General features: G+C 59.5%; 14 protein-coding genes. 6 read left to right on the plus strand and 8 right to left on the minus strand.

The genetic code is table 11. The annotated features are described in order from the left end of the window. Positions 1–2: 2 nt before the first annotated feature. Positions 3–323, minus strand: a complete 321-nt coding sequence (locus AC2FJB_RS13985) for a DUF2798 domain-containing protein (RefSeq protein ID WP_496674497.1) — start codon at positions 321–323, stop codon at positions 3–5. Beyond that, the gene (locus tag AC2FJB_RS13990; RefSeq protein ID WP_496718851.1) at positions 308–1,063 is read right to left on the minus strand and encodes a hydroxypyruvate isomerase family protein; all 756 of its coding nucleotides are present in this window, start codon (positions 1,061–1,063) and stop codon (positions 308–310) included. Before AC2FJB_RS13990 ends, AC2FJB_RS13985 begins: the two co-directional genes overlap by 16 nt. 174 nt (positions 1,064–1,237) lie before the next feature. Between AC2FJB_RS13990 and AC2FJB_RS13995 the strand changes: the two genes are divergently transcribed. After that, a complete protein-coding gene (locus tag AC2FJB_RS13995) occupies positions 1,238–2,188 on the plus strand; it encodes a DMT family transporter (protein WP_496818514.1) in 951 nt (316 codons plus the stop codon). Here AC2FJB_RS13995 and AC2FJB_RS14000 read toward each other — a convergent pair. Then, positions 2,171–2,746 (minus strand): DUF1285 domain-containing protein, encoded by a 576-nt coding sequence (locus AC2FJB_RS14000; RefSeq protein ID WP_496718854.1) that lies wholly within the window; start codon positions 2,744–2,746, stop codon positions 2,171–2,173. The two genes, AC2FJB_RS13995 and AC2FJB_RS14000, sit on opposite strands and share 18 nt — an antisense overlap. A 64-nt stretch (positions 2,747–2,810) precedes the next feature. On the opposite strand from AC2FJB_RS14000, the gene AC2FJB_RS14005 reads away from it, so the two are divergent. From AC2FJB_RS14005 to AC2FJB_RS14020, 4 genes are read left to right on the plus strand one after another with little or no spacing between them, the layout of a single operon-like run. Beyond that, positions 2,811–3,818 carry an AAA family ATPase gene (locus AC2FJB_RS14005; protein ID WP_496718855.1) on the plus strand — a complete coding sequence of 336 codons (1,008 nt, stop codon included), beginning with the start codon at positions 2,811–2,813 and terminating at the stop codon, positions 3,816–3,818. Next, positions 3,815–4,690: a DUF58 domain-containing protein gene (locus tag AC2FJB_RS14010; protein ID WP_496718857.1), complete on the plus strand. Its 876-nt coding sequence runs from the start codon at positions 3,815–3,817 to the stop codon at positions 4,688–4,690. The genes AC2FJB_RS14005 and AC2FJB_RS14010 overlap by 4 nt, the downstream gene beginning before the upstream one ends. Beyond that, the gene (locus AC2FJB_RS14015; RefSeq protein ID WP_496718858.1) at positions 4,687–7,449 is read left to right on the plus strand and encodes a DUF4159 domain-containing protein; all 2,763 of its coding nucleotides are present in this window, start codon (positions 4,687–4,689) and stop codon (positions 7,447–7,449) included. Before AC2FJB_RS14010 ends, AC2FJB_RS14015 begins: the two co-directional genes overlap by 4 nt. Further along, positions 7,446–9,488 carry a hypothetical protein gene (locus AC2FJB_RS14020; protein ID WP_496718860.1) on the plus strand — a complete coding sequence of 681 codons (2,043 nt, stop codon included), beginning with the start codon at positions 7,446–7,448 and terminating at the stop codon, positions 9,486–9,488. The genes AC2FJB_RS14015 and AC2FJB_RS14020 overlap by 4 nt, the downstream gene beginning before the upstream one ends. Here the strand turns inward: AC2FJB_RS14020 and pbpC are convergent. Together pbpC and AC2FJB_RS14030 are read right to left on the minus strand one after the other, a co-directional pair. Beyond that, on the minus strand, positions 9,485–11,521 hold the full coding sequence (gene pbpC, locus AC2FJB_RS14025; protein ID WP_496718861.1) for a penicillin-binding protein 1C: 2,037 nt from the start codon (positions 11,519–11,521) through the stop codon (positions 9,485–9,487). The genes AC2FJB_RS14020 and pbpC overlap by 4 nt on opposite strands. Positions 11,522–11,557: 36 nt before the next feature. Next, the gene (locus AC2FJB_RS14030; RefSeq protein ID WP_496718862.1) at positions 11,558–16,984 is read right to left on the minus strand and encodes an alpha-2-macroglobulin family protein; all 5,427 of its coding nucleotides are present in this window, start codon (positions 16,982–16,984) and stop codon (positions 11,558–11,560) included. 116 nt (positions 16,985–17,100) lie between these two features. On the opposite strand from AC2FJB_RS14030, the gene AC2FJB_RS14035 reads away from it, so the two are divergent. Continuing rightward, the gene (locus AC2FJB_RS14035) at positions 17,101–19,359 is read left to right on the plus strand and encodes a response regulator (RefSeq protein ID WP_496718863.1); all 2,259 of its coding nucleotides are present in this window, start codon (positions 17,101–17,103) and stop codon (positions 19,357–19,359) included. Between the two features lie 93 nt (positions 19,360–19,452). On the opposite strand, the gene yaaA is transcribed toward AC2FJB_RS14035, so the two are convergent. From yaaA to AC2FJB_RS14050, 3 genes are all read right to left on the minus strand, one after another. Then, complete coding sequence (yaaA, locus tag AC2FJB_RS14040; protein ID WP_496718864.1) at positions 19,453–20,223, minus strand: peroxide stress protein YaaA; 771 nt, start codon at positions 20,221–20,223, stop codon at positions 19,453–19,455. A 33-nt stretch (positions 20,224–20,256) separates the two neighbouring features. Next, a complete protein-coding gene (gene recQ / locus AC2FJB_RS14045; protein WP_496718865.1) occupies positions 20,257–22,296 on the minus strand; it encodes a DNA helicase RecQ in 2,040 nt (679 codons plus the stop codon). A 78-nt stretch (positions 22,297–22,374) separates the two neighbouring features. Then, on the minus strand, positions 22,375–22,662 hold the full coding sequence (locus AC2FJB_RS14050; protein ID WP_117871642.1) for a YggT family protein: 288 nt from the start codon (positions 22,660–22,662) through the stop codon (positions 22,375–22,377). Between the last annotated feature and the right edge of the window lie 13 nt (positions 22,663–22,675).

The following is a 22,675-nucleotide window of genomic DNA, read 5'->3' on the forward strand; positions in this document are numbered from 1 at the left end:
GGTCAGCCCCGTGGCCTGACCCACCCTTCGACCATACGTTTGACCGAAGGTCCAAGGACCAGGATCACCGTGAAAGCGATGGGCCAGCAAAAGGCCCAGGACGCCATCCAGTCACCAAGCGTTTCAGGGTGGAACCCCACTGCTTTGACTGTGGCGATTCCGGTGACAATGCACGACATCAGGCCTGACATGATCAGTCCAAAGATGGCATGGGCAAAGCGGGCAGGGATCATATCGGACATCCTCGAAAACGGGTCGCCCGATATGTGCGCCATTCGTGCAGCGATTTCCAGACGGATGACCGGTGTTAACGTCGCATCCATGCCAGGGTCGCAGCCGTTCGAGTGGTTGAAGGCGTGTACTCGGCACTGACCCAACCGACATAACCGGTATCGTCCATTGCCTCGAAAAGCTGCGCGAAATCCGTGGGCCCGCGCCCCGGTTCAGAACGTTCAGGGGCGGCCCCGATCTGGGCATGGACAACATTTGGGTGAAAACGCTCCCAGACGGCCAACGCGTCGCCGTGGATCATCTGCGCGTGAAAACTGTCATATTGCAGACCGACATTCGGGCGATCCACACTGCCCAGTACCTCGGCCGCCAGATCATAGTCGTTCAGAAAATAACCGGGTTGGGAAATCGGATTGATGGGTTCGATCGTGAAAGCCTGGTGCGGCGCGATATCGACGGCCCACTGTAAGTTGTGCACGAAGCAGTCCATCGCATCCGTCCCGACGGCGTATCCCGACATGATGTGAATGAAGCCCGGCTTCAGCACTTCGGCATAACGCAGAACGCGGCGGATATCTGACTGAAACCGAGCAGCACCGCCCGGGGTGGCGGCATAACCCGGTGCGCCGCCGGTATAATTCGGCGGAGGGGCGTTGATCAGAACCAAATCGAGCCCGTTGGCCACCAAGGCACGTTGGGTTTCTTTTGCCGCAAGTTCGTAGGGAAAGAGAATCTCGACCGCTTGGAACCCGGCGTCTGCGGCTGCCCGAAACCGGTCCAGATACGGAAGTTCGGCAAAGAGCAAAGAGATATTCGCGGCGAATTTTGGCATGGCGGCCCTTGGAAAGCTGGTGGGCCGACCATATCCGCGCACAGGTTTCTGTGAAAGTGACAGAAAACGACAGTTTGTCGAAATTCGACCAGATCGAACCAATGAAATCGGAAACGCTTTTGGTATCACGGCGAATCATTTTTCCGGCGCCGTGCCAATAGAAGGTTCGAAACGATGGCGATGAGCCCAGACCCCGTACGTGGGAACAGCCTTTCTGCGTCCGCGGGGCAGTATTCTGCCTTGTCGGGCAACGGGTTGGCCGTGGCCTCGATGCTGACCTGGGCGGCCGGGTTTCCGGCGGCCGAAGTGCTGTTGCAAACATGGCCGCCCGTTGCCTTGTTGGCCGCGCGACTGGCGCTGGCCGTATTGGTGATGGTGCCGGTCTGGGTGATCATGGACGGACCGCACCGGGTTGTTTCGGCCCGCTGGGGTCATGCAATGATCGTCGGTGGCTTTGGGATTGGGTTGGGAATGTTCCTGCTGATCGTAGCGCAAAAGCTGACCGACCCGGTGACGGTGGCAATCATCGTCTCTTGCGCGCCCTTGGTGGCCACATTGCTTGAATTGGCTGCTGGTACACGCCGGTTGAAGTGGAACTTTGCGCTGGGCGTACTTGTGTCGATTGTCGGCGGGCTGATCGCCACCAGCGCTCTGGCTCCGGCACAGTTGGGCCTGGGCGCGGCCTGTGCAGTTGTGTCAACGGTGCTGTTTTGCTGGGCGAGCATGGCAACCGCCCGGGACTTCCCCGAGCTCAGCCAGACCGGGCGTACGACGATCACCTTTGTCGGAGGACTGGCTATGGCGTCGCTGCTGATATTCGGATCGGCGCAATTTGGCATGGAAGTGAAGCCTGCAACTGCATTTGATGTGCAACAGGCAGGCATGTTGATGATCTATGCGCTCATTTCCATGGGTCTCAGTCAGGTATTTTTCATCACCTCCGTCGGCAAGCTGGGCGTTGCATTGGCCTCTTTTCACATCAATGTTGCCCCGTTCTACGTCATGTTGATCATGCTGATGATAGGGGACGAGTGGAACTGGACCCGTGCGCTGGGTGCGGGCGTTGTTGCATTGGCTGTCGTGCTGGCACAGGATCGCGCGCCCCGGTCAGCTCAGGTCGGCTGAGGGGATCAGGCCAAAGAACTGCCCGCCTGACCAAACACCAAACCAGCCGTCATGATGCGTTCCGATCTCGACGAGGCGGTAGAAGCTTTTGCGATCTATGCGGGCTTCGAGGTTGGCGCGGATCAATATGTAGGGTGAGGGTTCTTCCGTTTCCGGGTCAATAACAATCCGGATTGGATGGTTAACTCCGGCTACGGCCCTGTCGCCGACATGGGTTGTGAAGGTCAGAGACTGGTTCTTGCCATCCCCGTCCCGGTCGAAATCCACAGCAACAAACGGCGCGTCTTCGACAGTGATTCCCACCTTCTCGACAGGCGTGACGAGGTAGTATTTGCCCTCCTCCTTCTTAAGAATTGAGGAAAAAAGCTTCACAAGCTCGAAACGGTTGATGGGTGAGCCTAAATAACTCCAAGTGCCATCTTTTGCGATCTTGATGTCCAGATCGCCGCAAAACGGAGGATTCCAGAGATGAACGGGCGGTAAACCGTTGGTATTGACCGCTTTGACTGATGCCGCCAGACCATCAGGCGAGGGTTTCACAGGTTTTTGTCCGCTCATTGCTTTTGCCATTTCCTCTCAGCGCGATACACTTCAATCATAATAGTCCACGGAAGGGAAAGTCATGACCGAACCTGCCGACCTCGTAGCCGAGATCGAAGCGCTGGAAAACAAGCTGCAAGAGGCCAAGGCCTCGATCACCCGCCGCTTCATCGGGCAGGAGAGGGTCGTGGACCTGACTCTGACCGCGCTTTTGTGTGGCGGCCATGCCCTTCTGATCGGTCTGCCGGGGTTGGGCAAAACGCGTCTGGTCGAGACCCTGTCAACGGTGATGGGCCTGCATGGCAACCGCATTCAGTTCACGCCCGACCTGATGCCCGCCGATATTCTGGGCTCTGAGGTGTTGGATACTGCCGACGATGGCAGCCGCCATTTCCGTTTCATTCCCGGCCCGATCTTCTGTCAGCTGTTGATGGCGGACGAGATCAACCGGGCAAGTCCACGGACCCAGTCGGCGCTGTTGCAGGCGATGCAGGAACGTACAGTGACCGTAGCGGGTGAGGATCGTTCATTGGGTACACCGTTCCATGTGCTGGCAACGCAAAACCCGATTGAACAGGAGGGCACCTATCCGCTGCCCGAAGCTCAGCTTGACCGATTTCTGGTGCAGATCGATGTCGAATACCCCGACCGTCAGACCGAGCGGGATATTCTGCTGGCCACAACCGGGGTTGAAGAAGAGGAAGCGCATCAGATTTTCAGCAAGGAAGAGTTGCTGGCTGCGCAGGTCCTGTTGCGTAGGATGCCTGTCGGAGAATCCGTCGTTGAACTGATCCTTGATCTGGTCCGAGCCTTCCGTCCTGAAGAAACAGGAGTATCCGAGCGGGTTGCCGAAACCGTGGCCTGGGGCCCGGGTCCTCGTGCAGCGCAGGCGCTGATGATGACGGTGCGGGCGCGTGCGATGTTGCAGGGACGTCTGGCACCCAATGCCGAAGATGTTCTGGACATGGCGCGCCCGGTGCTCAGCCATCGGATGGCACTGAACTTTGCGGCACGGGCGCGCGGTGACAGTCTCGCTGATCTGATCGACACGACCGCTGTTGGACTGATCCGGACCGAGGCAGCGGCGTGAATGCCGCGCTGACCCTTCGTGAAAGATCTGAAGCCGAGGCATCACGGCTGCCGCCCCTGTTGGCGCGGGCAGAGCATTTGGCAGGTACTGTTTTGCTGGGCGACCACGGTCGACGGCGGTCCGGTATGGGGGATGATTTTTGGCAATACCGCCCGGCCCAGATCGGCGATAGCCGTCGCATGATAGATCATCGCCGTTCGGCTCGTGGGGATCAGCAATTTGTACGTGAACGGGAGTGGCAGATCGCGCAATCCATGATGCTTTGGGTCGATCAGGGGGCTTCGATGCGGTTTGCGTCCGACATAACCTTGCCCACCAAGGCGGATCGCGCCCGCCTGTTGGGGCTGGCAACCTCGATCCTTCTGGTGCGCGGCGGTGAACGTGTCGGCCTGACAGGCACGACCTTGCCGCCCCGGCGCGGCAATGCGCAGATCATCCGGCTGGCGCAGGCCTGGTCCGAGGATGATCAAACGGATTACGCCCCGCCTGAACACCGTGCCATGATCCCTCATGCCCGCGCCGTGTTCATCTCTGATTTTCTTGGTCCCATGGACGAAGTCGAACTGGCCCTGACCAAAGCCGCCGACCGTGGCGTGCGCGGCGTGGTTCTGCAGGTGCTGGACCCGAGCGAAGAGTCGTTTCCCTACCGTGGCCGCACCGTTTTCGAAAGCGTTGGCGGTTCTGTCCGACATGAAACGCTTAAGGCCGCAGAGTTACGGGACCGTTATCTGGAACGCCTCGCGCGCCGCAAGGACGCGCTGACGCAGTTATGCCGAGCGACGGGCTGGCAACTGGGCCTGCATCATACCGGTGATAGTGCGCAAGCGGCTCTGTTGTGGCTCTATCGTGCGCTGGACGGGGGAACGCGATGACGGTTCTGGCGGGCATCGGCTTTACCGCGCCCTGGGTTTTGCTGGGTCTTCTGACCCTGCCGATCCTGTGGCTCATCCTGCGGGCCGTACCGCCCGCGCCGATCCGCCGGATGTTCCCGGCGGTGACGCTTTTGTTGGGTCTGAAGGATGACGAAAGCGTTTCGGACCGTACCCCGTGGTGGTTGCTGCTGCTGCGGATGTTGGCTGCTGCTGCGATCATTTTCGGGCTGGCAGGGCCGGTCCTGAACCCATCTCGGGATGAAACCGGAACCGGGCCTCTTCTGCTGGTTCTGGATGCCAGTTGGGCCGGTGCCACGCGCTGGCCGGCGACACTGGACCAGATAGAAACACAATTGTCCGAAGCCGGGCGCGCGGGCCGAACTATTGCGATTCTGCGCCTGACAGAGCCGGAAACACCTGTTTTTCAGGCCGCAGAGGCATGGCAGGGGCGTTTACCCGGACTGACCCCTCACCCCTGGCAGCCGAATGCGGATCAGATTGCTCAGACCATTGCCGCGTTGAACGCCGTTGAGGGCGGGTTTGATACCCATTGGTTCAGTGACCGGTTGAATTATTCAAACCACGCTGAACTGGTTTCAAGCTTGCAGGCGCGCGGTGAAGTGACGGTCTATCAGGCGGCGTCTCGGCCCGTTGCGATCCTGCCAGCGGCCTATCAGGACGGGCTGATCCAATTGACCGTACAGCGTGCAGGCCCCGGACCGGAAGACCGTGTGACGGTTTTGGCGCAAGGACGTGATCCGGCGGGAACGGCTCGGGTGTTGCATTATGTTGAGCTGACCCTTGAAGCCGGCGAAACCACGGCGCAGGTCGATTTGGCACTGCCGTCGGAGTTGCGCGCCCGTATCACGCGGTTTGAGATTCAGGGCCAAAGGTCCGCCGGGGCCGTGACCCTGACCGATGACAGTCTGCGTCGGCGCGAGGTTGCACTGATTGCCGGAACCCTCAACCGTGAAGGGCTGGAGCTGTTGTCGCCTCTGCATTACCTGACACAGGTCCTGATCCCGACCGCGGATTTTGTCGATGGCGGCCTGCTTGAGGTTCTGCCCGCCAACCCGGATGTGATCGCCCTGTCGGACGTGGCGCAGATGTCGGAACCGGAAAAGGCCGCGTTGATCGAATGGGTCGAACAGGGCGGTCTGCTGCTGCGTTTTGCCGGTCCGCGCATGGCGGCCAGCGATCTGGGGCGGGACACCGAAGACACCCTGTTACCGGCGCGGCTGCGCAGCGGTGGGCGATCCGTCGGCGGCGCGATGAGCTGGGGTGAAGCCAAGACGCTGGCTCCATTCCCTGAGAACTCTCCTTTTTACGGCTTGGCTATCCCGAATGACGTGGTTGTCTCGACACAAGTCATGGCCCAACCAGACCCTAATCTTGCGGATCGCGTGATTGCTTCGCTGTCCGACGGGACTCCGTTGGTGACGCGCAAGGCACTGGGGCTTGGGCAGGTAGTGCTGTTTCACGTCACTGCGGATGCCGAATGGTCCAGCCTGCCGCTGTCAGGCCTGTTCGTCGAGATGCTGGATCGTTTGGCCGTGGCCTCAGCAGCCAAATCGCGGCAAGAAGCGCAGTTGCAGGGCACCACGTGGGAACCGGTTCAGATCATGGACGGGTTTGGAGCCTTGTCGGATGCTGGAACGCTGGCAGGTGTGGATGGGGTTCAGCTGATCTCGGGCCAGATCGGGCCAGAGTTGCGTCCGGGTCTCTATGAAAGCGGCAAACAGAAGCTGGCATTGAACGTGGTCTCGGAAGAAACCGAGCTGCGCCCGGTGATCTGGCCCGCCAATGTGCCGATCAAAGGGCAGGAGGTCAGCACGGAAACCCCGCTTGGTGGACTGTTGCTCAGCCTCGCACTGATCTTGCTGACGGTTGACGTAATTGCCTCTCTGGCTCTGTCGGGCAGGTTGGGTCTGGCCCGAACGACGGCTGCGGCGCTGGCAGCTTTCCTGCTGGTGCCGGAAGTACAGGCGCAGACGCCCGAAGATACCGAGTTCGCCTTGGCGGCAACGCAAGAACTTGTGCTGGCGCATGTGCTGACGGGTGACGCGCAGGTGGACGACATTGCCGAGGCCGGAATTCGGGGCTTGGCGCAAACCCTGTTCTTTCGCACCTCCGTCGAACCGGCGGACCCAATCGGCGTTGATCTGGAACGAGATGAGCTGGCATTCTTTCCGCTGCTTTATTGGCCCATTACACCGAACCAGCCGCAACCTTCAGCTGAGGCGTATATCAAACTGAACGCATATCTGCGCTCGGGTGGGATGATCCTGTTTGACACGCGTGATGCGGACATCGCCGGTTTTGGCGCATCCAGCCCGAATGGCCGCAGGTTGCAACAACTGGCCGGACCGCTGAATATCCCTGCATTAGAGCCGATTCCCCGCGATCATGTCCTGACCAGAACATTCTATTTACTTCAGGATTTCCCGGGTCGCTATTCCGGTACCGAGGTTTGGGTCGAAGCTGCGCCCGGGGATGCAGAACAGATCGAGGGGATGCCTTTCCGCAACCTCAATGACAATGTGACACCGGTGGTTATCGGCGGCAATGACTGGGCCGGAGCCTGGGCCGTGGATCGTAACGGGCAGGCCCTGTTGCCTGTCGGTCGTGGCTATGCCGGGGAACGGCAACGCGAACTGGCAAATCGGTTTGGCGTAAATCTTGTGATGCACGTTCTGACCGGGAACTACAAATCCGATCAGGTCCATGTGCCCGCACTTTTGGACAGGTTGGGACAATGACCGGAACCGTCATATTCGACCCACTGATTCCGTGGCCGTTTTTGGCTGCTGTGGGGGCGATTGCCGCTGTTGGAGTAGGTCTGGCCTTGTGGCGCGGCTTGTCGGGCTGGGCCCTGCGGGGATTGGCAGCTTTGGTTGTCATCGCGGCACTGTCCGGTCCGGTCTATCAGATCGAAGACCGTGCTCGGCTGACCGATATCGTTTTGATGATCGAGGATGAAAGTGCCAGCCAGACACTTTCGGACCGGGCCCGGCAAACCGCCCAAGCCGCCGAAGATCTGGCCGCTGAGATCGAGGCACGAGATAATACGGAACTGCGCCGCATTCGGGTCGGCGACGGTGAGGGGGATGAGGGCACGCAGGTCATGGCTGCCCTGAATGAAGCTCTGGCCGAAGAACCGCGCGCGCGCATCGCAGGCATTCTGGTGGTATCGGATGGGCTTGTGCATGACGCTGATCAGGCCCCGGAATTGCCAGCGCCGATGCATCTTCTGCAAACCGGGCGTGCAGACGACTGGGATCGCAGGCTTATCGTCCGAAATGCACCTGCCTTTGCCATCATCGGAGAATCAGTGACTTTGACCCTGCGCGTTGAAGACAGCGGAGCAGCCCCCGCGGGTGCCGCGACAGCGCCGCTGGAGATTTCCGTGGATGGTGGCGAGCCGCAGCAGCTGAGTATTCCAATCGGTCGGGACGTAGAACTGCCTGTCACTCTGCCGCATGGCGGGCGCAATGTGATCCAGTTTTCCGTGCCTCAGGCCGAAGGTGAGTTGACCGACCGCAACAATACCGCGCTGATCCAGATGAACGGCGTTCGGGATCGCCTGCGCGTGTTGCTGGTCTCGGGTGAGCCGCATCCCGGTGGGCGCACATGGCGTAACCTGCTGAAATCCGACAGTTCCGTAGACCTGGTGCACTTCACCATCCTGCGTCCGCCCGAGAAACAGGACGGCGTGCCCGTCGATGAACTGTCACTCATCGCTTTCCCAACGCGTGAACTGTTTCTGGAAAAGATCAACGATTTCGACCTGATCATCTTCGACCGCTACAAGCGGCGGGGCATCCTGCCGGCGATCTACCTGGACAATGTCACCAACTATATCAACGATGGCGGCGCAGTTCTGATTGCTGCTGGTCCCGATTTCGCAAGTGCAGATAGCATTTTCCGGTCGCCGCTGGCACCGATATTGCCTGCTCAACCTTCCGCGCGTGTCTTTGAGGAACGTTATGTGCCGATGGTCAGCGAGTTAGGTCAGCGCCATCCGGTGACAACAAATCTTGGCGATCCCGCGGATTGGGGCGCCTGGTTGCGCCAGATTGATGTGAACCATCGCTCGGGCGAGGTACTGATGACAGGCATTGACGAACGCCCGTTGCTGGTTCTGGATCGCGTGGGCAAGGGGCGTGTTGCAATGCTGGCTTCGGACCATGCCTGGCTGTGGAGTCGCGGCTTTGAAGGTGGCGGCCCACAACTGGAGCTTTTGCGCAGGTTGGCCCATTGGATGATGAAGGAACCCGAACTTGAGGAAGAGGCGCTGTGGGCCGAAGCCAACGGACAATCCATGCGCATCATTCGACAGACGCTTGGGGATGACGTGGGTCCGGTGACTGTGACGCGCCCGAACGGCGAAACGCTGGAAATCACTTTGCAAGAGGTCTCTCCGGGGCGGTTCGAAGCGTTATACTATGGGCCCGAGATTGGTCTTTATCGTTTGCAGGAAGGCGACCACACGGCCGTGATTGGCCTTGGTCCCGCCGCGCCGAAGGAATTTGAACGCACCATCGCTACAGGGGATATCCTTGAACCGGTTCTGGCCAATATGCGTGGCGGCGTGATCCGGCTGGAAGATGGATTGCCGTCGATCCGAAACGTGCGCGCCGGGCGTCCAGCGGCCGGTCGGGGCTGGATCGGTCTGACGCCACGTGATGCCTACGAGACAAGGGATGTGACCCAAGCGGGGCTGCTGCCTCCTTGGCTGGTTTTGCTGTTGGCAGGTGGTTTCCTGTTGGGAGGTTGGCTGCGTGAGGGTCGGCGCTAATCGATCCTGATTGCGACCCTGTCGGACTGACCTTGAGAATCCACCACTACAAGTGAGGTGAAACCGGCCCCCGGATTGGGGATTTTGAACTCTCTTTGCCGCTGCCCGGTCAGCAAGGGCACTCCATCTGCCAGTACGGAAAACGGTCCGACGCCGCCACGCAGTTTGACCGTCAAAGGTGCTCCGAATGTCTCTAACACAGCGTTATTGGGAGGAAACAGCAAGTCCGGCGCGGAAGGATCATCTTCGAAAGCTTTTGTGCGGGGGCGAAATCGCTGCAAAGGTTGCGGCAATTGGGCAGCGCCGACAAGCAGGGTCGAGGGCGGCGGTGGACGCAGGGGCGTGAGGTCGGGTTTCAACAGGTTGAAAGCCTCGGCCAGAAGCGGCGCGGCAAGATCGCCCCCAAATGCACCGGGAACAGGCGTTCCATCAGCCCGTCCCAGCCAGACCCCGATGACGTGCCGCCCGTCAAAGCCGATGGCCCAGGCATCGCGGTGGCCATAAGATGTGCCGGTTTTGTAGGCAAGCGACCCTGTTGCATTGCCCGCCGGTGGCGAAACCCCGGCCAGAATGTCCGCAACCTGCCAAGCAGAGGTTTCTGACAGAACGCGGTGAGTTTGCCGCGCCTCCGCAAGCGTATCGTGAAACAGGATCGGGCCTGTGCCACCAGCCGCCAGAGTGGCGTAAACCTGAACCAGATCGTGCAGGCTCAACCCCACGCCGCCCAAAGAAATCGCCAATCCGGGTGTGCCACCATTCAGACGCGGTTCCGAGCCGGCCAACCGCAATGCCGTCATCACACGAGCGGGCCCCAGTTCATTCGTCAGCCGCACAACGGGGATGTTCAGCGACAATTGCAATGCATCCCGCACCCGGACATCTCCACGGAATGCGCCATCAAAATTGCGCGGCGCGTACCGACCGAACATGACGGGGCTGTCGCTGATCAGGGTCTCGGGATGGGCCAGCCCCTGATCGAAGGCCAGCCCGTAGACCAGAGGTTTCAGGGTCGATCCGGGAGACCGTACGGCCCGGGTCATATCCACGAACCCCTGACGCGCATCTTGATACCCGGCAGATCCGACCGATGCCAGAACCTCGCCGCTGCGATGATCGGCCACGATCAGGGCCCCGGAAACGCGCGGTCCGACACGGGTGGCGGCCTGGGCCACCAAGGTTTCCAGCCGGGCCTGCAATCCGGCATCCAGCGACAGGTCGAAGGCTCGGATCGCGGGTGCTTGCCGCGCCACACGGTCAGTCAGATGTGGTGCAAGGCGCGGAAACGAATTCATCCGATCCGGAAGAGCTTCGGTCAAAGCCACGCGCGCTTCAACACCGGTCAGGACGTTATGGCGTTCAAGCCTGCGCAGCACCCGGTCACGCGCTTCTCGGGCGGCCTCTGGGTTACGATCCGGACGCCGCGCTTCCGGAGATTGCGGCAACGCAACCAACAGGGCTGTCTGTGCAGGGGTCAGCCGGGCGGCGTCCTTTCCAAACCACGCGCGGGTGCCGGCGCGGAGTCCTTCCAGATTACCACCATAAGGGGCATGGGTCAGATAAAGGTTCAGGATTTGCTGTTTGCTCAGGCGCCGCTCCAACGCCAATGCGACTCTGATCTGGCGAAATTTTCCGCTCCAGCGCCCGGTCGGGCCATCTTCGATCAACCGTGCCACCTGCATGGTCAGGGTGGACCCACCCGACACGTTACGCCCGTTCCACAGGCTTTGCCCAGCGGCCCGCAGCATCGCGATGGGGTCCACTCCGGCGTGGGTCCAGAACCGTTTATCCTCGTACCGGATCAGCATGGCGATGAAATTCGGATCGACTGCGCCGGGGCGTAGTCGCCAGATGCCATCCTCGACTGGAAATGCACGCAGAAGGTCGCCATTCCGGTCTCGCATCTCGACCGAAGTTTCAGCCAGAACGGGAGGGAGGGTTGTGGCGTCGACCCAGCGGTCAACACCATCCCGCGCCAGTGCCGTGAGGTAAAGTGCTCCGGCCAGCGCAAACAAAAGCCGCGACCGCCTAGGCATGACAGCCATCCAAGCAGTGGTATGGTGCAAGGCTGATCACTGAACCTCAACCTGCCTGGTCGACGTACGCGCGCGGTTCTGCGGGCGGTACATATCTTCGACCGAGGCTGCAGGATGATGGAACACGCCCGGCGTTACGGCGCGCGCCACGTAGGCCAGCGTTACCGTCTCACGACCGGACAAATCAACGGCGGCCAGGAACCGGTCCGAACGGAACTCGGTATGGGTAGCGTCGGACAGGTCCAGCCAGTCGAGTGCCCGCACATCGCCCGAGCGGAGCAGGCTCGGGTTGTCGATCTCGATCCCGGCGGATAGTGGATCGTCCACCATCAACCGTGCTCCGCCGCTTTCGAACGGTGTTACTTGCAGAACTGTGACGAAGCGGTCACCCACGGCAAAGCTGTTTGCGTCGATCAAATCGCCATCCATCGAGTAGTACTGCCGTTCGATCGCGTAGCCGGTGCCGCCCGCCTCCGGCGGAGATTCCGGAATGCCCGTGATCGTCAAGGTGATATCCGTCGCCTGACCGTCGGCGGCCATGATGTTGATATCATCCGCCTGTCCGGATTGCAGAACCTTCACAAACGGACCAGAAACCGGCGCGCCGTTGACCATCAAGCCCGATTCCGTTGTGTCAGACACAAGCTCGTGCGCCGCCAGCAACGACCACGTGGCCTCCTGAGTAGACAGCGGCGTGCGGCCTGTGCTCACCCGTTGGATCAAAGCATCGCGGTCAATCGCCTCGCTACCTGCGCCCACGGCAAGGGTCAACAGACCGGCCGCATCCCGCAGGTAGGTGCCGTAGTCAGCGCGCCAGACGTTCTGTTGCTGGTTCTGTTGCCAATCCAGCATTCGCGCGGCACGGTTGAACATCGAATCCGCACGGGTCTGGTCGCCATAATAGGCCAGAGCTGCGCCCAGTTGTGCCGCCGCCAGAGGGGTGTCGAAGGCATCCCCTTTAACATCAGCGTAATAGCGCAGATCGCCCATCGAGGCCGCGCCTTCCCGTGCAAGAACCATCAGGGCATAGGCGATGTCCTGACCGCCTTCGTCAAAATCTGGTGCATAATTGACCCTGTTCCGAAGGTTATCCATTGCCTGAGCGAAAGCCCGGTCTGGCACGGGATGTCCCTGAGTGCGGGCACGGGACAGGAAGTCGGTCACATAGGCGTCCAGCCAGAAATCCCCGCTGCCTGCGCGCCACAGGCCAAAGGCTCCGTTCGCGGCCTGACGGGTCAGGATGCTGCGGATCGAATCGCCGATGCGCTGATCCACCACCGGACCATCCCCCAGCCCCGAGGCTTGCGCAGCGGATGACAGGTACAGCAACGGCAGCGCTTTGCTGGTGATCTGTTCGGTGCAGCCATAGGGGTAACGGTTCAGCTGATCCAGCAGTCCGGGTGTGTCGAATTTTGCCAATGCTCCGGCTGACAGAATGGCCTTGGCCGAGCCCAGCTGGAACCCGTCAAACACATCCTGTGAAAACAGGAAGCTGTCGCCTGCGCCCAAGGCAAAACGCCGCGTCTGCGCAATCACCGGATCATTGGCGCGCACCGGCATCCGCAGGGTTTGCGACAGGTCGCGTCCATCAGGCGTGGTGATCGACACGCTGATTTCAGGATCGCCGACGGCGCTGGCCGTGATCGGGATCTCGAAAACCGCCTTGCCACCGTCCTCCAGCACAAAGCTGGCTGGTGCCGCGCCCAGTTCCAAACCGTTGGAGGCGGTCAGGCCAAGTGCCATTTCTCCGGGCGTGCCATCAGCATGGACGATCTCAAGACGCATTCGGCTTTGATCCCCTGGGGCAAGGAAGCGCGGAAGGCTGGCGGTGACGACCACAGGGTCGCGGACGATCATTTCGACTTCGGCCTGGCCGACGGCTTTGTGCGACCACGCGACGGCCATCAGGCGGACGGTTCCATTGAAGGCGGGAAGGGGAATGTCGATCTCAACCTCACCATCCGCACCGATCTCGACCGGGCCACTGAACACGGCCATCAGGTCTTGCGTCGGCGGCGGAGACTGGCGACGCATCCCGTTGTCACTGTCGCCGCCCGAGCGCACTGTGCCCATGGCTCCGGTCATGCCGTCGATCAGTCGCCCGTAGACATCCCGCAGATCAACGCCCAGACGACGCTGCCCGAAATAGTATCCTTGCGGGTCCGGGCTTTCGAACCCGGTGAGGTTCAGAATGCCCACATCGACAGCGGCCAGGGTCAGCCAGACCGGATCATTGTCTGCGGCGTTTTCGACCCTGATACGGGCTTTTTGCGTCTGACGTGGTGCGATGATCTCGGGCACATCGACAGTTATTGAGAGTTTGTGGTCCTCTGGATCGATGCTGGCATGGGCCACACCCATCGCCCGCGCCGGGTTCTGACCGGCTGCAACATCCATTGGGCGGATCACGGTTGCGGTGACATAAGCCCCTGCGCCCCAATCCTTCGTTACCTCAATGGGTATCAGAGTTTCACCTTCCGGCACTTCCACCATTTGGCGATGGACCAGACGGTTCGAAAGGACTTCTATCTGAGCGACACCGGCCATTCGCGGTACAATCCGCAACTGCGCCGTATCCCCGATGCGATAGCTGTCGCGATCCAACGACATTTCAAGCCGGTCCGGCGTGGTCGATGCATCGGCTGCCTGATACCAGCCCGCATGGAAATCGATAGCGGTTTCTGCATACGTCCCATCGACACGCTGCACCACCAGTTCATAGCGCCCCCATTTCACCGGCTGTGTCAGCGTCAGAGGGTCGGTAGAGACGTCCACTTCGCCAGTGGCGACACGGCTGCGGCGCGTAGTTGGTTCCCAATTCCAGTTGCCGTACAGCTGGTACCATTGATAGCGCGTTTCGACCTTGTTCAGCGTCCAGCGCAGACGCATCGGACTGGGCGTCAGGTCAGGGGAAAGGCCGACAATCTCAAACGCAGCCTCCGTGCCTTCCGGGATGACCTCGTCGAACAGGGGCTTGACGCCAATAACAGGGTGCGGCGGCAAGACAGGCGCGGTCAGGCGACGCTCAACCGGGCGGCCCGAGCCATCGGCCAGTCGGGCGATGATCTCGACCTCGATCGGCTTTCCTTCAGTCTCTAATGCAGGGACTTCGACCGCCACAGTTGCTTGACCCGCCGTGTCTGTGCGCATGTCACCGAAATATGTGCTCTTGATCGAGGTCTCTGCATCATAGCGACCAAAGCGATAACCTCCGTAGCCCGGAACCGTGTCCGCCGGGCGCGCGATGACCTGCCCATCGATGCTCAGGTCAGACCCCGGCGCACCAAACAGATAGCGCGCGTCGATCGAGAGTGGTGGACTATCGCCGGGGCGCAAGGGTGCGTCGGGCAAGGTCAGGTCAAAATCGATACGTTCGGGCAGGAAATCCTCGACGAGCACGGTCTGACGCGCCAGTGCATCGCCCTTGGGATCGGATTTGATTTCAATCTTCCATGCGCCACGCGGCACGTCTGCGGCCACAGGCAGGGCAAAGATATGACCCCCGGCAACGCCGCCATCCGAGACAGACCGGCGGTATTCCACCCCGTCCGGGCGATACAGGATTGCAGTCAGAGGCAGGCCCTCAATGGCCAGCGCCTTACCATCGCGGGACAGGGCAGTGACATGGATCACCTCTCCAGCCCGATAAGCACCTCGGTCGGTGGTCAGAAAGACATCGACCGGCCCCGCCGGCGCGCGCCCTTCAACGCCGCGATCCGATAGGTCAAAGGCAGGATCGGTCAGCGAGAGAAAGCTGAAATCGCTGTCATCACTTGCCGCCGTCACCAGAGCAGGCGCACTGGCCCCTTTTCCGCGCGTCAGGCCCGGATCGAAGCTTACATAGCCGGTTTCATCGGTCCGCGCCGTCGCGATGACAGCGTTCGCCTTTGAGACCAGCGAAACTTCGACACCTTCGCGCGGTACTGCATCGCTTAGCCCGCGCACGGTCACGTGCAGACCGTCAGTGCCCAGGGCGGTGCTGATCCCCAGATCAGAAAGAACAAACCATTGCGTTGCACCAGGATCGTCATAGGGATCGGCTCCCGGAACGCGGGCGGTCAATGCATAGATACCCGCAGGTTGATCAAAGATCGCTTCGGCCATGGGAAGACGTGCCGTCATGGTCTGGTTCAACTGGTTGGAAACCTCGGCAGTACCCGTCCAGATGTCCTGAGCAATCTCTTCCGAGAATTCTTCTTCCTGCCATTCGCTGAGCGGACGGCCGAAAAGGTCCTGTTGCACGGCACGCAAAAGGTTCCGGTCACTGACCCACCGCAGAGTCAGGTCAAGTTCTGTCACATTGACCGTTTCGACAGGCAAGGCCGCATCCGCAGAATTCGGAAGGACATAGCTGCGCCCGGGAAACAGAACCGAAGGTGCCCGGTCGCGAACATAATGGGTCTGTTCAATGCTGTGGTTCAGTGCTTCGCCCGAGGCGGCAGGCAACCCTTCGCGCAATGTCAGGCGATAGCGCTGGCCATGCGCAACCCCATCGACGCAGAGCTGGCTGTCATCGGCCTGCACGACCAGCCCGTCAGCGTCACGCTGAACGAAGGGATCATAATCAACCCCAGCCTTGACCAGAGGTTCCGAGAACTCGAAACAAATCCTGGGGGCAGCCGCATCGCTTTCGACCGAGCTGTCGACCACGCGGAAGCCATATTTACCGATGGCGTTGTCCAAGGCGGCCAATACGTCTTCCCGCGGTTGCACCTGCTCGGCCAACCGAAGAACAGGGATCATGTCGCGCCCGCGCTCAACCTCTTCCAAGGCTTCTGCAAGTATCATCAGGGCAGCGATCTGGGAGCCGGGAGCATCGGCACGCAGATAGCCATTGATCGCCGCATTCAGCGCGCGATTGCGCAGATCGCGCCGCTCATTCCAACCCGAAGGGTTCATGGCCAGCAGCAGGCGCGCATATTCCACCCAAAGATCCGGGGTGTCGCTGAGCGATACGGCGACACCCGTCCACTGCATCGCCTGCGTGACACTGCCCGCGTCGCGCGCGGCATCCAGAACGGCTTGCAGATCGTACCCTTCTGCCGGGTGCAGGAACCCCAAATCTCGGGCTTGTTTTGTTGCGCGACCAAGATCGTCAGAACTCAGGGCGCTCAATGTTTCAGCCCGTGTTTTTCCCAGGGTTAGAGACTTTTCAGTGCCTGGCACCTTTTGCGCAGACAGAGCCCCTTGATAGGTCTCTTGGCGGCTCACGCCAATTTTGGGAAAGCAGGCATCGGACCGGGTATTATAGGTGAACGCCGTACATTGCGCGTTGGCCGAGCAGGCCTGAATGCAGGACTTCAAATCGGTGTCGAACAAGGCATCCAGATCCGAGCCATAGAAATCCGTGTCCCGAGAGGCGACATAGCGGAATTCAGGCACCGCACTCTGCGCCAGAACCGCAGCGGGAAGGTTCAGAAGAAAAATCATGTAAGTTATTGAAATATAAACAAAGCGGCGCATGGTGCCCTCCTCTTTGGGCTCAGCCTTGCATGGCGCGCGCCTGTAGCGCAACGGCTTAAACAGTTTTTCATTCTCTGTCGCGATGCTGAAATCCGAACGTCCCGGAATCGATCATAATGAGTCTTGCGAACAAACTGGCACAGGAACGGCGCGCGCGTCTGGCAGCAGAACGAATGCTTGCCTTGAAACAGGCCGAACTTTCGACTGCAAATCGAAAACTGGGCCAACACGCCATGGCGCTGACCAGGCGTATTGGTGAAACTCAGGCCGAAGTTGAAACTGTCCGCGGTGAAAACGAAAAGGTCAAATCCGATCTTACCGTCGCCCATGCCAAGATCGAGATTGCTGAACGCCGCCTGTGGCATTCGATCCAGACCATTCAGGACGGGTTTGCTTTCTTTGATGGCGACAGCAGGCTTATCAGCGCAAATGCAGCATATCTAAGTGTTTTTGAAGGCCTGGATGAAGTCGCACCGGGGATTTCCTATCAGCGGATTCTGCAATTGCTGACCACCGAAGGAATTGTAGACATTGGCGACGAAGCTGCCGAGGAATGGCAGGCCAGAATGCAGGCCCGCTGGAATCGTTCCAGTCCACCTCCAATCGTCATGCAACTGTGGAACGGCCACTTCATCCGCCTGATCGATCAGCGTGGCAGCGGCGGTGACGTGGTTAGCCTGGCACTCAACATCACCGCGTCGGTCCGGCACGAAACAGAATTGAAGGCTGCCCGAGAACGGGCGGAAGCGGCCAACAGGGCCAAATCAGCCTTTCTCGCCAATATGAGCCACGAAATCCGCACGCCGATGAATGGTATCGTCGGTATGACCGAATTGCTTGATGAATCTCCTCTGGACGAAGAACAGCGGCTCTATGTCAACACGATCCGCAACTCGGGTGAGGCATTGTTGGTTATCATCAACGACGTGCTTGATTATTCCAAGATCGAGGCGGACAAACTGACTCTACACCCTGAACCCTTCGATCTGGAGTGCTGCATCCTTGAGGTCGCGATGCTGTTGCAACACAGCGTACGTGACAAGGGGCTCACCTTGCTTGTGGATTACGACCTTTTCCTGCCCACCCTTTTTGTAGGAGATCCCGGCCGAATACGGCAGGTTCTGACCAACCTGGTGGGCAATGCGGTCAAATTCACCAAGGAAGGGCATGTACTGGTCCGTGTGACAGGCGTTCCGCATTCCCAGGCTCAGACATGCGACATCCATGTTGCCATCGAAGATACCGGCATCGGCATAGACGCGGACAAGATCAACCACGTTTTTGGTGAGTTCAATCAGGTCGAAGATGAACGCAATCGTCAATTTGAAGGTACCGGGTTGGGTCTTGCCATCAGCAGGCGCCTGATCACCATGATGGGCGGTTCGGTCTGGGTTGAAAGCGAACCGGGTCGGGGATCCTGTTTCGGGTTCAGGGTGTCGCTGCCCACGGCAGAAGGCCCACAGCCGGAACCTCCGAAACTGTCGGATTGCGTGAAACACGTCATGGTGGTCGAGGATCTGGCCGTAAACCGGGCTATTCTGGCGAAACAACTTGGCCGTTTAGGGGCCGAAGTGACGGTTTGCGCGTCAGGAGCCGAGGCGCTGGCAGAAATGCATGACGCAATTGAACTTGTCCTGTGCGATCATAATCTGCCAGATATGGATGGATTGGACCTGGCCATCACCCTTAAAGACCGTGGGTGGGGCGATGCCTCGGTCATCGTGATGTCTGCAAATCCATCTCTGATCCACACGCACCCGGCCCGCGACCTGATCAACGGTGTGTTGCAGAAGCCGATCCCCAGGGCCGAGTTGTATTCCAGGCTCGTGGCTCTCAGGGGTAATTCGCCGCCAGAATGTCGTTCTACGCAGCAAAGTTCCGTCTCTGTCAAAGAAGAAACCAAGGTATTGGAAACAAGGCGCATGAAGATACTTGCGGCCGAAGACAATCATACCAATCAGCTGATCCTGAAAAAGATGGTCCAAGACCTGCAAATAGACTTGCGATTTGCCTCCAATGGGATTGAAGCCGTTGAGATCTTTCAGGAGTTTGACCCGGACTTGATCTTCATGGATATTTCCATGCCGAAGATGGACGGCAAACAGGCCACTACTGAAATCCGCAGGATTGAGGTCGAAACAGGGCGTCATGTCCCGATCGTTGCCTTGACGGCTCATGCAATGGCCGGTGACGACCAGGGCATCTTGTCCGCGGGGTTGGATTACTACATGACGAAACCGCTGCGCAAAAATCATATTCATCAAATGATCCTGCAACACCAACCAGACGGGGTAAGCAATGTTATGGACAATCACCTCGTCCAGGAGCATTCACCCATGTGTGACCGCAAACAGGATCCTGCTTCATCTGGCTGAAAATATCCCGCGGAGCGCGAGGGGCTGGCCCCTCGCTCAGACCCGCAGCCCAAAACCGTAGCTGCAAGAGTTATCGATCAATCTGTCAGGGTCTCAGGCCGAATAGGGTCGAACAAAGACAGGTCTGTCCTCTTCCGACAGGTCAGCACGATACGCGTATCCGCCCGTATCGAAATCCAGCAGAGCTTTCGGGTCAGTCAGGCGGTGTTGAATGACATAGCGCGCCATTGCACCACGCGCCTTTTTGGCAAAGAAACTCACGATCTTCGGAGTGTCGTTCTTGTCTTCCATGAACACAGGAGTGACGACGCGCAGTTTCAAAGCGTGCGGGTCCACGGCACCGAAATACTCCTGACTGGCGCAGTTGATCAGAACGTCGCTGCCGATCTTGTTGCATTGTGCGTTCAGGGCCTTGCTCAACTGGTCGCGCCAATATTCATAAAGGTTCTTGCCGCGCCGGGTTTTTAGCTTGCTGCCCATCTCCAGTCTGTAGGGTTGTATCGCATCAAGTGGTCGCAAAACGCCATATAGGCCCGAGAGGATGCGCAGATGATCCTGTGCCCATGCCATTTCGTCAGGACCGAGCGAAGCTGCTTCCAGACCCTGATAGGTGTCACCTGCAAAGGCCAGCGCGGCCGGGCGCGTTGCCTTGGCGTCTGGCATGTCCGAAAAAGCACGATAGCGATCGCGATTCAGACGTGCCAGATCATCGCTCAGATCCATCAGCTTTTTCAGATCGCCAAGGGTCAGATTGCGTGCGGTTTTGGACAGTCTGATCGCATCATCCTGAAAATCGGGCTGTGTGACTTCAACGTCCCGCTCTGCCCAGTCCAGCCGCTTGGCCGGAGAAATCACTACCAGCATATCTGCCCTCTTTTCTTACCTGTTCCAGCGTATCTAGCCCGCCCCACGCAACACGTCCAGAAAGGCGGTGCCAAACCTTTGGTGACGTCGGTCGCCCAGCACCTGTTCAATCCCGCGCAGGTCGTCAGGGCGCATCTGAGCCACCTTCGCCAATTGTGAGGCCGAGCAGGTCAGCGGTTTGTCTATCCCGTCTGGCCCGCGGGACAATTGAGACTGTATTTCGAGCAAGCGGTCATAAATTTCGCCCTGATCGCGTCCGGCCAGCTTGCGTCGCGCCGGATGAACGGTTTCCGCTGTGCCAGCGATCACTTCAAGAAAGGTATCGCCATAGCGTTCCAGCTTCTTTGCGCCGACACCGCCAATACGTGCCATGTCGTCCAGTGTCATGGGGCGTTTTTCCGCCATTTCAATCAGGGTACGATCCGGAAAAATAACATAGGCCGGGACCCGCGCGGATTCTGCCAAAGCGCGTCTTTTCGCCTTGAGAGCAGAAAGCAATGGCGCATCTTCATCGGAGACCATGGCTTTCACGGAGGGGCGGCGGGTTGCCTTGCGCAGGGTGTCCTTGCGCAAGTTGATCCGTGCCTCGCCCTTCAGAATTGGTTTGGCGGCCTCGGTCATCCGCAAGGCGCCGTGACGTTCGGGATCGGGACGCACCAGATCGTGACCCATCATCTGGCGGAAGATGGCCTGCCATTGGGCGCGCGACCATTCTTTGCCGATGCCCCAGGTGGACAAACCATCATGACGGCGCGCGCGGATCTTGTCAGTCTCGTTCCCCAGAAGAATGTCGATCAGATGACCGCTGCCAAACCACTCATCAGTGCGAAGGATCGCAGACAAGGCCATTCGGACAGGCGTTGTGCCATCAAATATCTCAGGTGGTGTGTCGCACAGGTCGCACTTCCCACACGGCTCCGCCCGTTCTCCGAAATAGCCCAACAATGTCTGGCGGCGGCATTCCAGCGCCTCGGCCAACCCCAGTAGGGAATTCAACCGGGCATGATCGGCCATGCGGCGCTCGGGCGGAGCAAGACCCTCGTCAATCTGAGAGCGGCGCAGACGGATATCGTCGGGTCCGAACAGGGTCAGGGTTTCAGCGGGGCCACCGTCACGCCCAGCGCGCCCTATCTCCTGATAATACGCCTCGATCGATTTCGGCAGGTCGGCATGGGCGACCCACCTGATATCCGGTTTGTCGATGCCCATCCCAAAGGCAACTGTGGCAACCACGATCAGCCCGTCCTCGCGCGCGAAACGGCTTTCGACGATGCGGCGATCTTCGGCCTCCATACCCCCGTGATAGTGGCAGGCGGTGTGACCTTCTGCGCGCAAGGCTTGCGCCAGCACTTCGGTCTTGTTCCTTGTGCCGCAATAGACGATGCCGGATTGTCCTTTGCGCGCCTCAGCGAAATCCAGAATCTGCTTGCGCGGTCCGTCCTTGGCAGCAAAGGCCAGATGGATGTTGGGCCGGTCGAACCCGCGCAGGAACTTGCGGGGTTCGGTGCCGTCGAACAGTTTTTCGACAATCTCGTCCTGCGTTTCGGCGTCTGCTGTCGCTGTGAAAGCGGCCAGCGGTACGTCCAAGGCGCGCCGCAGCTCTCCGATCCGCAAATAATCAGGGCGAAAATCGTGTCCCCATTGGCTGACACAATGGGCCTCGTCCACTGCAATAAGACTGACATTGATCCTGCGCAGCATCCCCAGCGCCGAACCCGCAGCCAGACGTTCTGGCGCCATGTAAAGCAGCTTGAGCCGTCCGGCCTCCAGCGCTTCCCAAACGGCATCTGTTTCTTCAGGGGTGTTGCCAGATGTAAGGGCTCCGGCCTCAACGCCGGCTTCCTGCAACCCGCGCACCTGATCGCGCATCAGGGCGATCAGTGGAGAGATCACCACGGTCACCCCGTCGCGCAATAGGGCAGGCAGTTGAAAACAAAGGGATTTGCCACCCCCGGTAGGCATGATGGCCAGCACGTTTTCGCCCGCGGTCACGGCATCGACGATCTCTTCCTGCCCGGGGCGGAAATCGTCGAATCCAAAGACATCTCGCAGCAGGGGTGCGGCGTCGAACATGTGCGGGGGTGCCCTGTTATAAGGTTTATCTGCTCTTGAGACAGGACAATCACATACTAAGAATCGGTGAACAAGAGGTCAGTAGAAATAGACCGCATTGTTGATCAGGATGATCCGCAGGGCATACACACCGATCAGTACGACCAGAGGTGTTAGGTCGAGCCCACCCATATTGGGTAGGATACGGCGGATCGGGCCATAAATAGGCTCTAGAATACGGTTCAGCCCGTACCAGATTTGCGCAACCAGCTGTTGGTGCAGGTTAAGCACCTGAAAGTTGATCAGCCAGCTCATGATCACATGGGCCAGGATGATGAACCAGACAATGTCCAGGATCAGCAGCAGGATTTGGATCAGCGACAGCATGGGTTCTCCGTTC

It is taken from the genome of Ruegeria sp. CDSC085 (assembly GCF_059610465.1).

Bases quoted from the DNA above. Each gene is read 5' to 3' on its own strand.
- AC2FJB_RS13985 (WP_496674497.1), bottom strand. From the start codon at position 323: ATGGATGCGACGTTAACACCGGTCATCCGTCTGGAAATCGCTGCACGA.
- AC2FJB_RS13990 (WP_496718851.1), bottom strand. From the start codon at position 1,063: ATGCCAAAATTCGCCGCGAATATCTCTTTGCTCTTTGCCGAACTTCCG.
- AC2FJB_RS13995 (WP_496818514.1), top strand. From the start codon at position 1,238: ATGGCGATGAGCCCAGACCCCGTACGTGGGAACAGCCTTTCTGCGTCC.
- AC2FJB_RS14000 (WP_496718854.1), bottom strand. From the start codon at position 2,746: ATGAGCGGACAAAAACCTGTGAAACCCTCGCCTGATGGTCTGGCGGCA.
- AC2FJB_RS14005 (WP_496718855.1), top strand. From the start codon at position 2,811: ATGACCGAACCTGCCGACCTCGTAGCCGAGATCGAAGCGCTGGAAAAC.
- AC2FJB_RS14015 (WP_496718858.1), top strand. From the start codon at position 4,687: ATGACGGTTCTGGCGGGCATCGGCTTTACCGCGCCCTGGGTTTTGCTG.
- AC2FJB_RS14020 (WP_496718860.1), top strand. From the start codon at position 7,446: ATGACCGGAACCGTCATATTCGACCCACTGATTCCGTGGCCGTTTTTG.
- pbpC (WP_496718861.1), bottom strand. From the start codon at position 11,521: ATGCCTAGGCGGTCGCGGCTTTTGTTTGCGCTGGCCGGAGCACTTTAC.
- AC2FJB_RS14030 (WP_496718862.1), bottom strand. From the start codon at position 16,984: ATGCGCCGCTTTGTTTATATTTCAATAACTTACATGATTTTTCTTCTG.
- AC2FJB_RS14035 (WP_496718863.1), top strand. From the start codon at position 17,101: ATGAGTCTTGCGAACAAACTGGCACAGGAACGGCGCGCGCGTCTGGCA.
- yaaA (WP_496718864.1), bottom strand. From the start codon at position 20,223: ATGCTGGTAGTGATTTCTCCGGCCAAGCGGCTGGACTGGGCAGAGCGG.
- recQ (WP_496718865.1), bottom strand. From the start codon at position 22,296: ATGTTCGACGCCGCACCCCTGCTGCGAGATGTCTTTGGATTCGACGAT.
- AC2FJB_RS14050 (WP_117871642.1), bottom strand. From the start codon at position 22,662: ATGCTGTCGCTGATCCAAATCCTGCTGCTGATCCTGGACATTGTCTGG.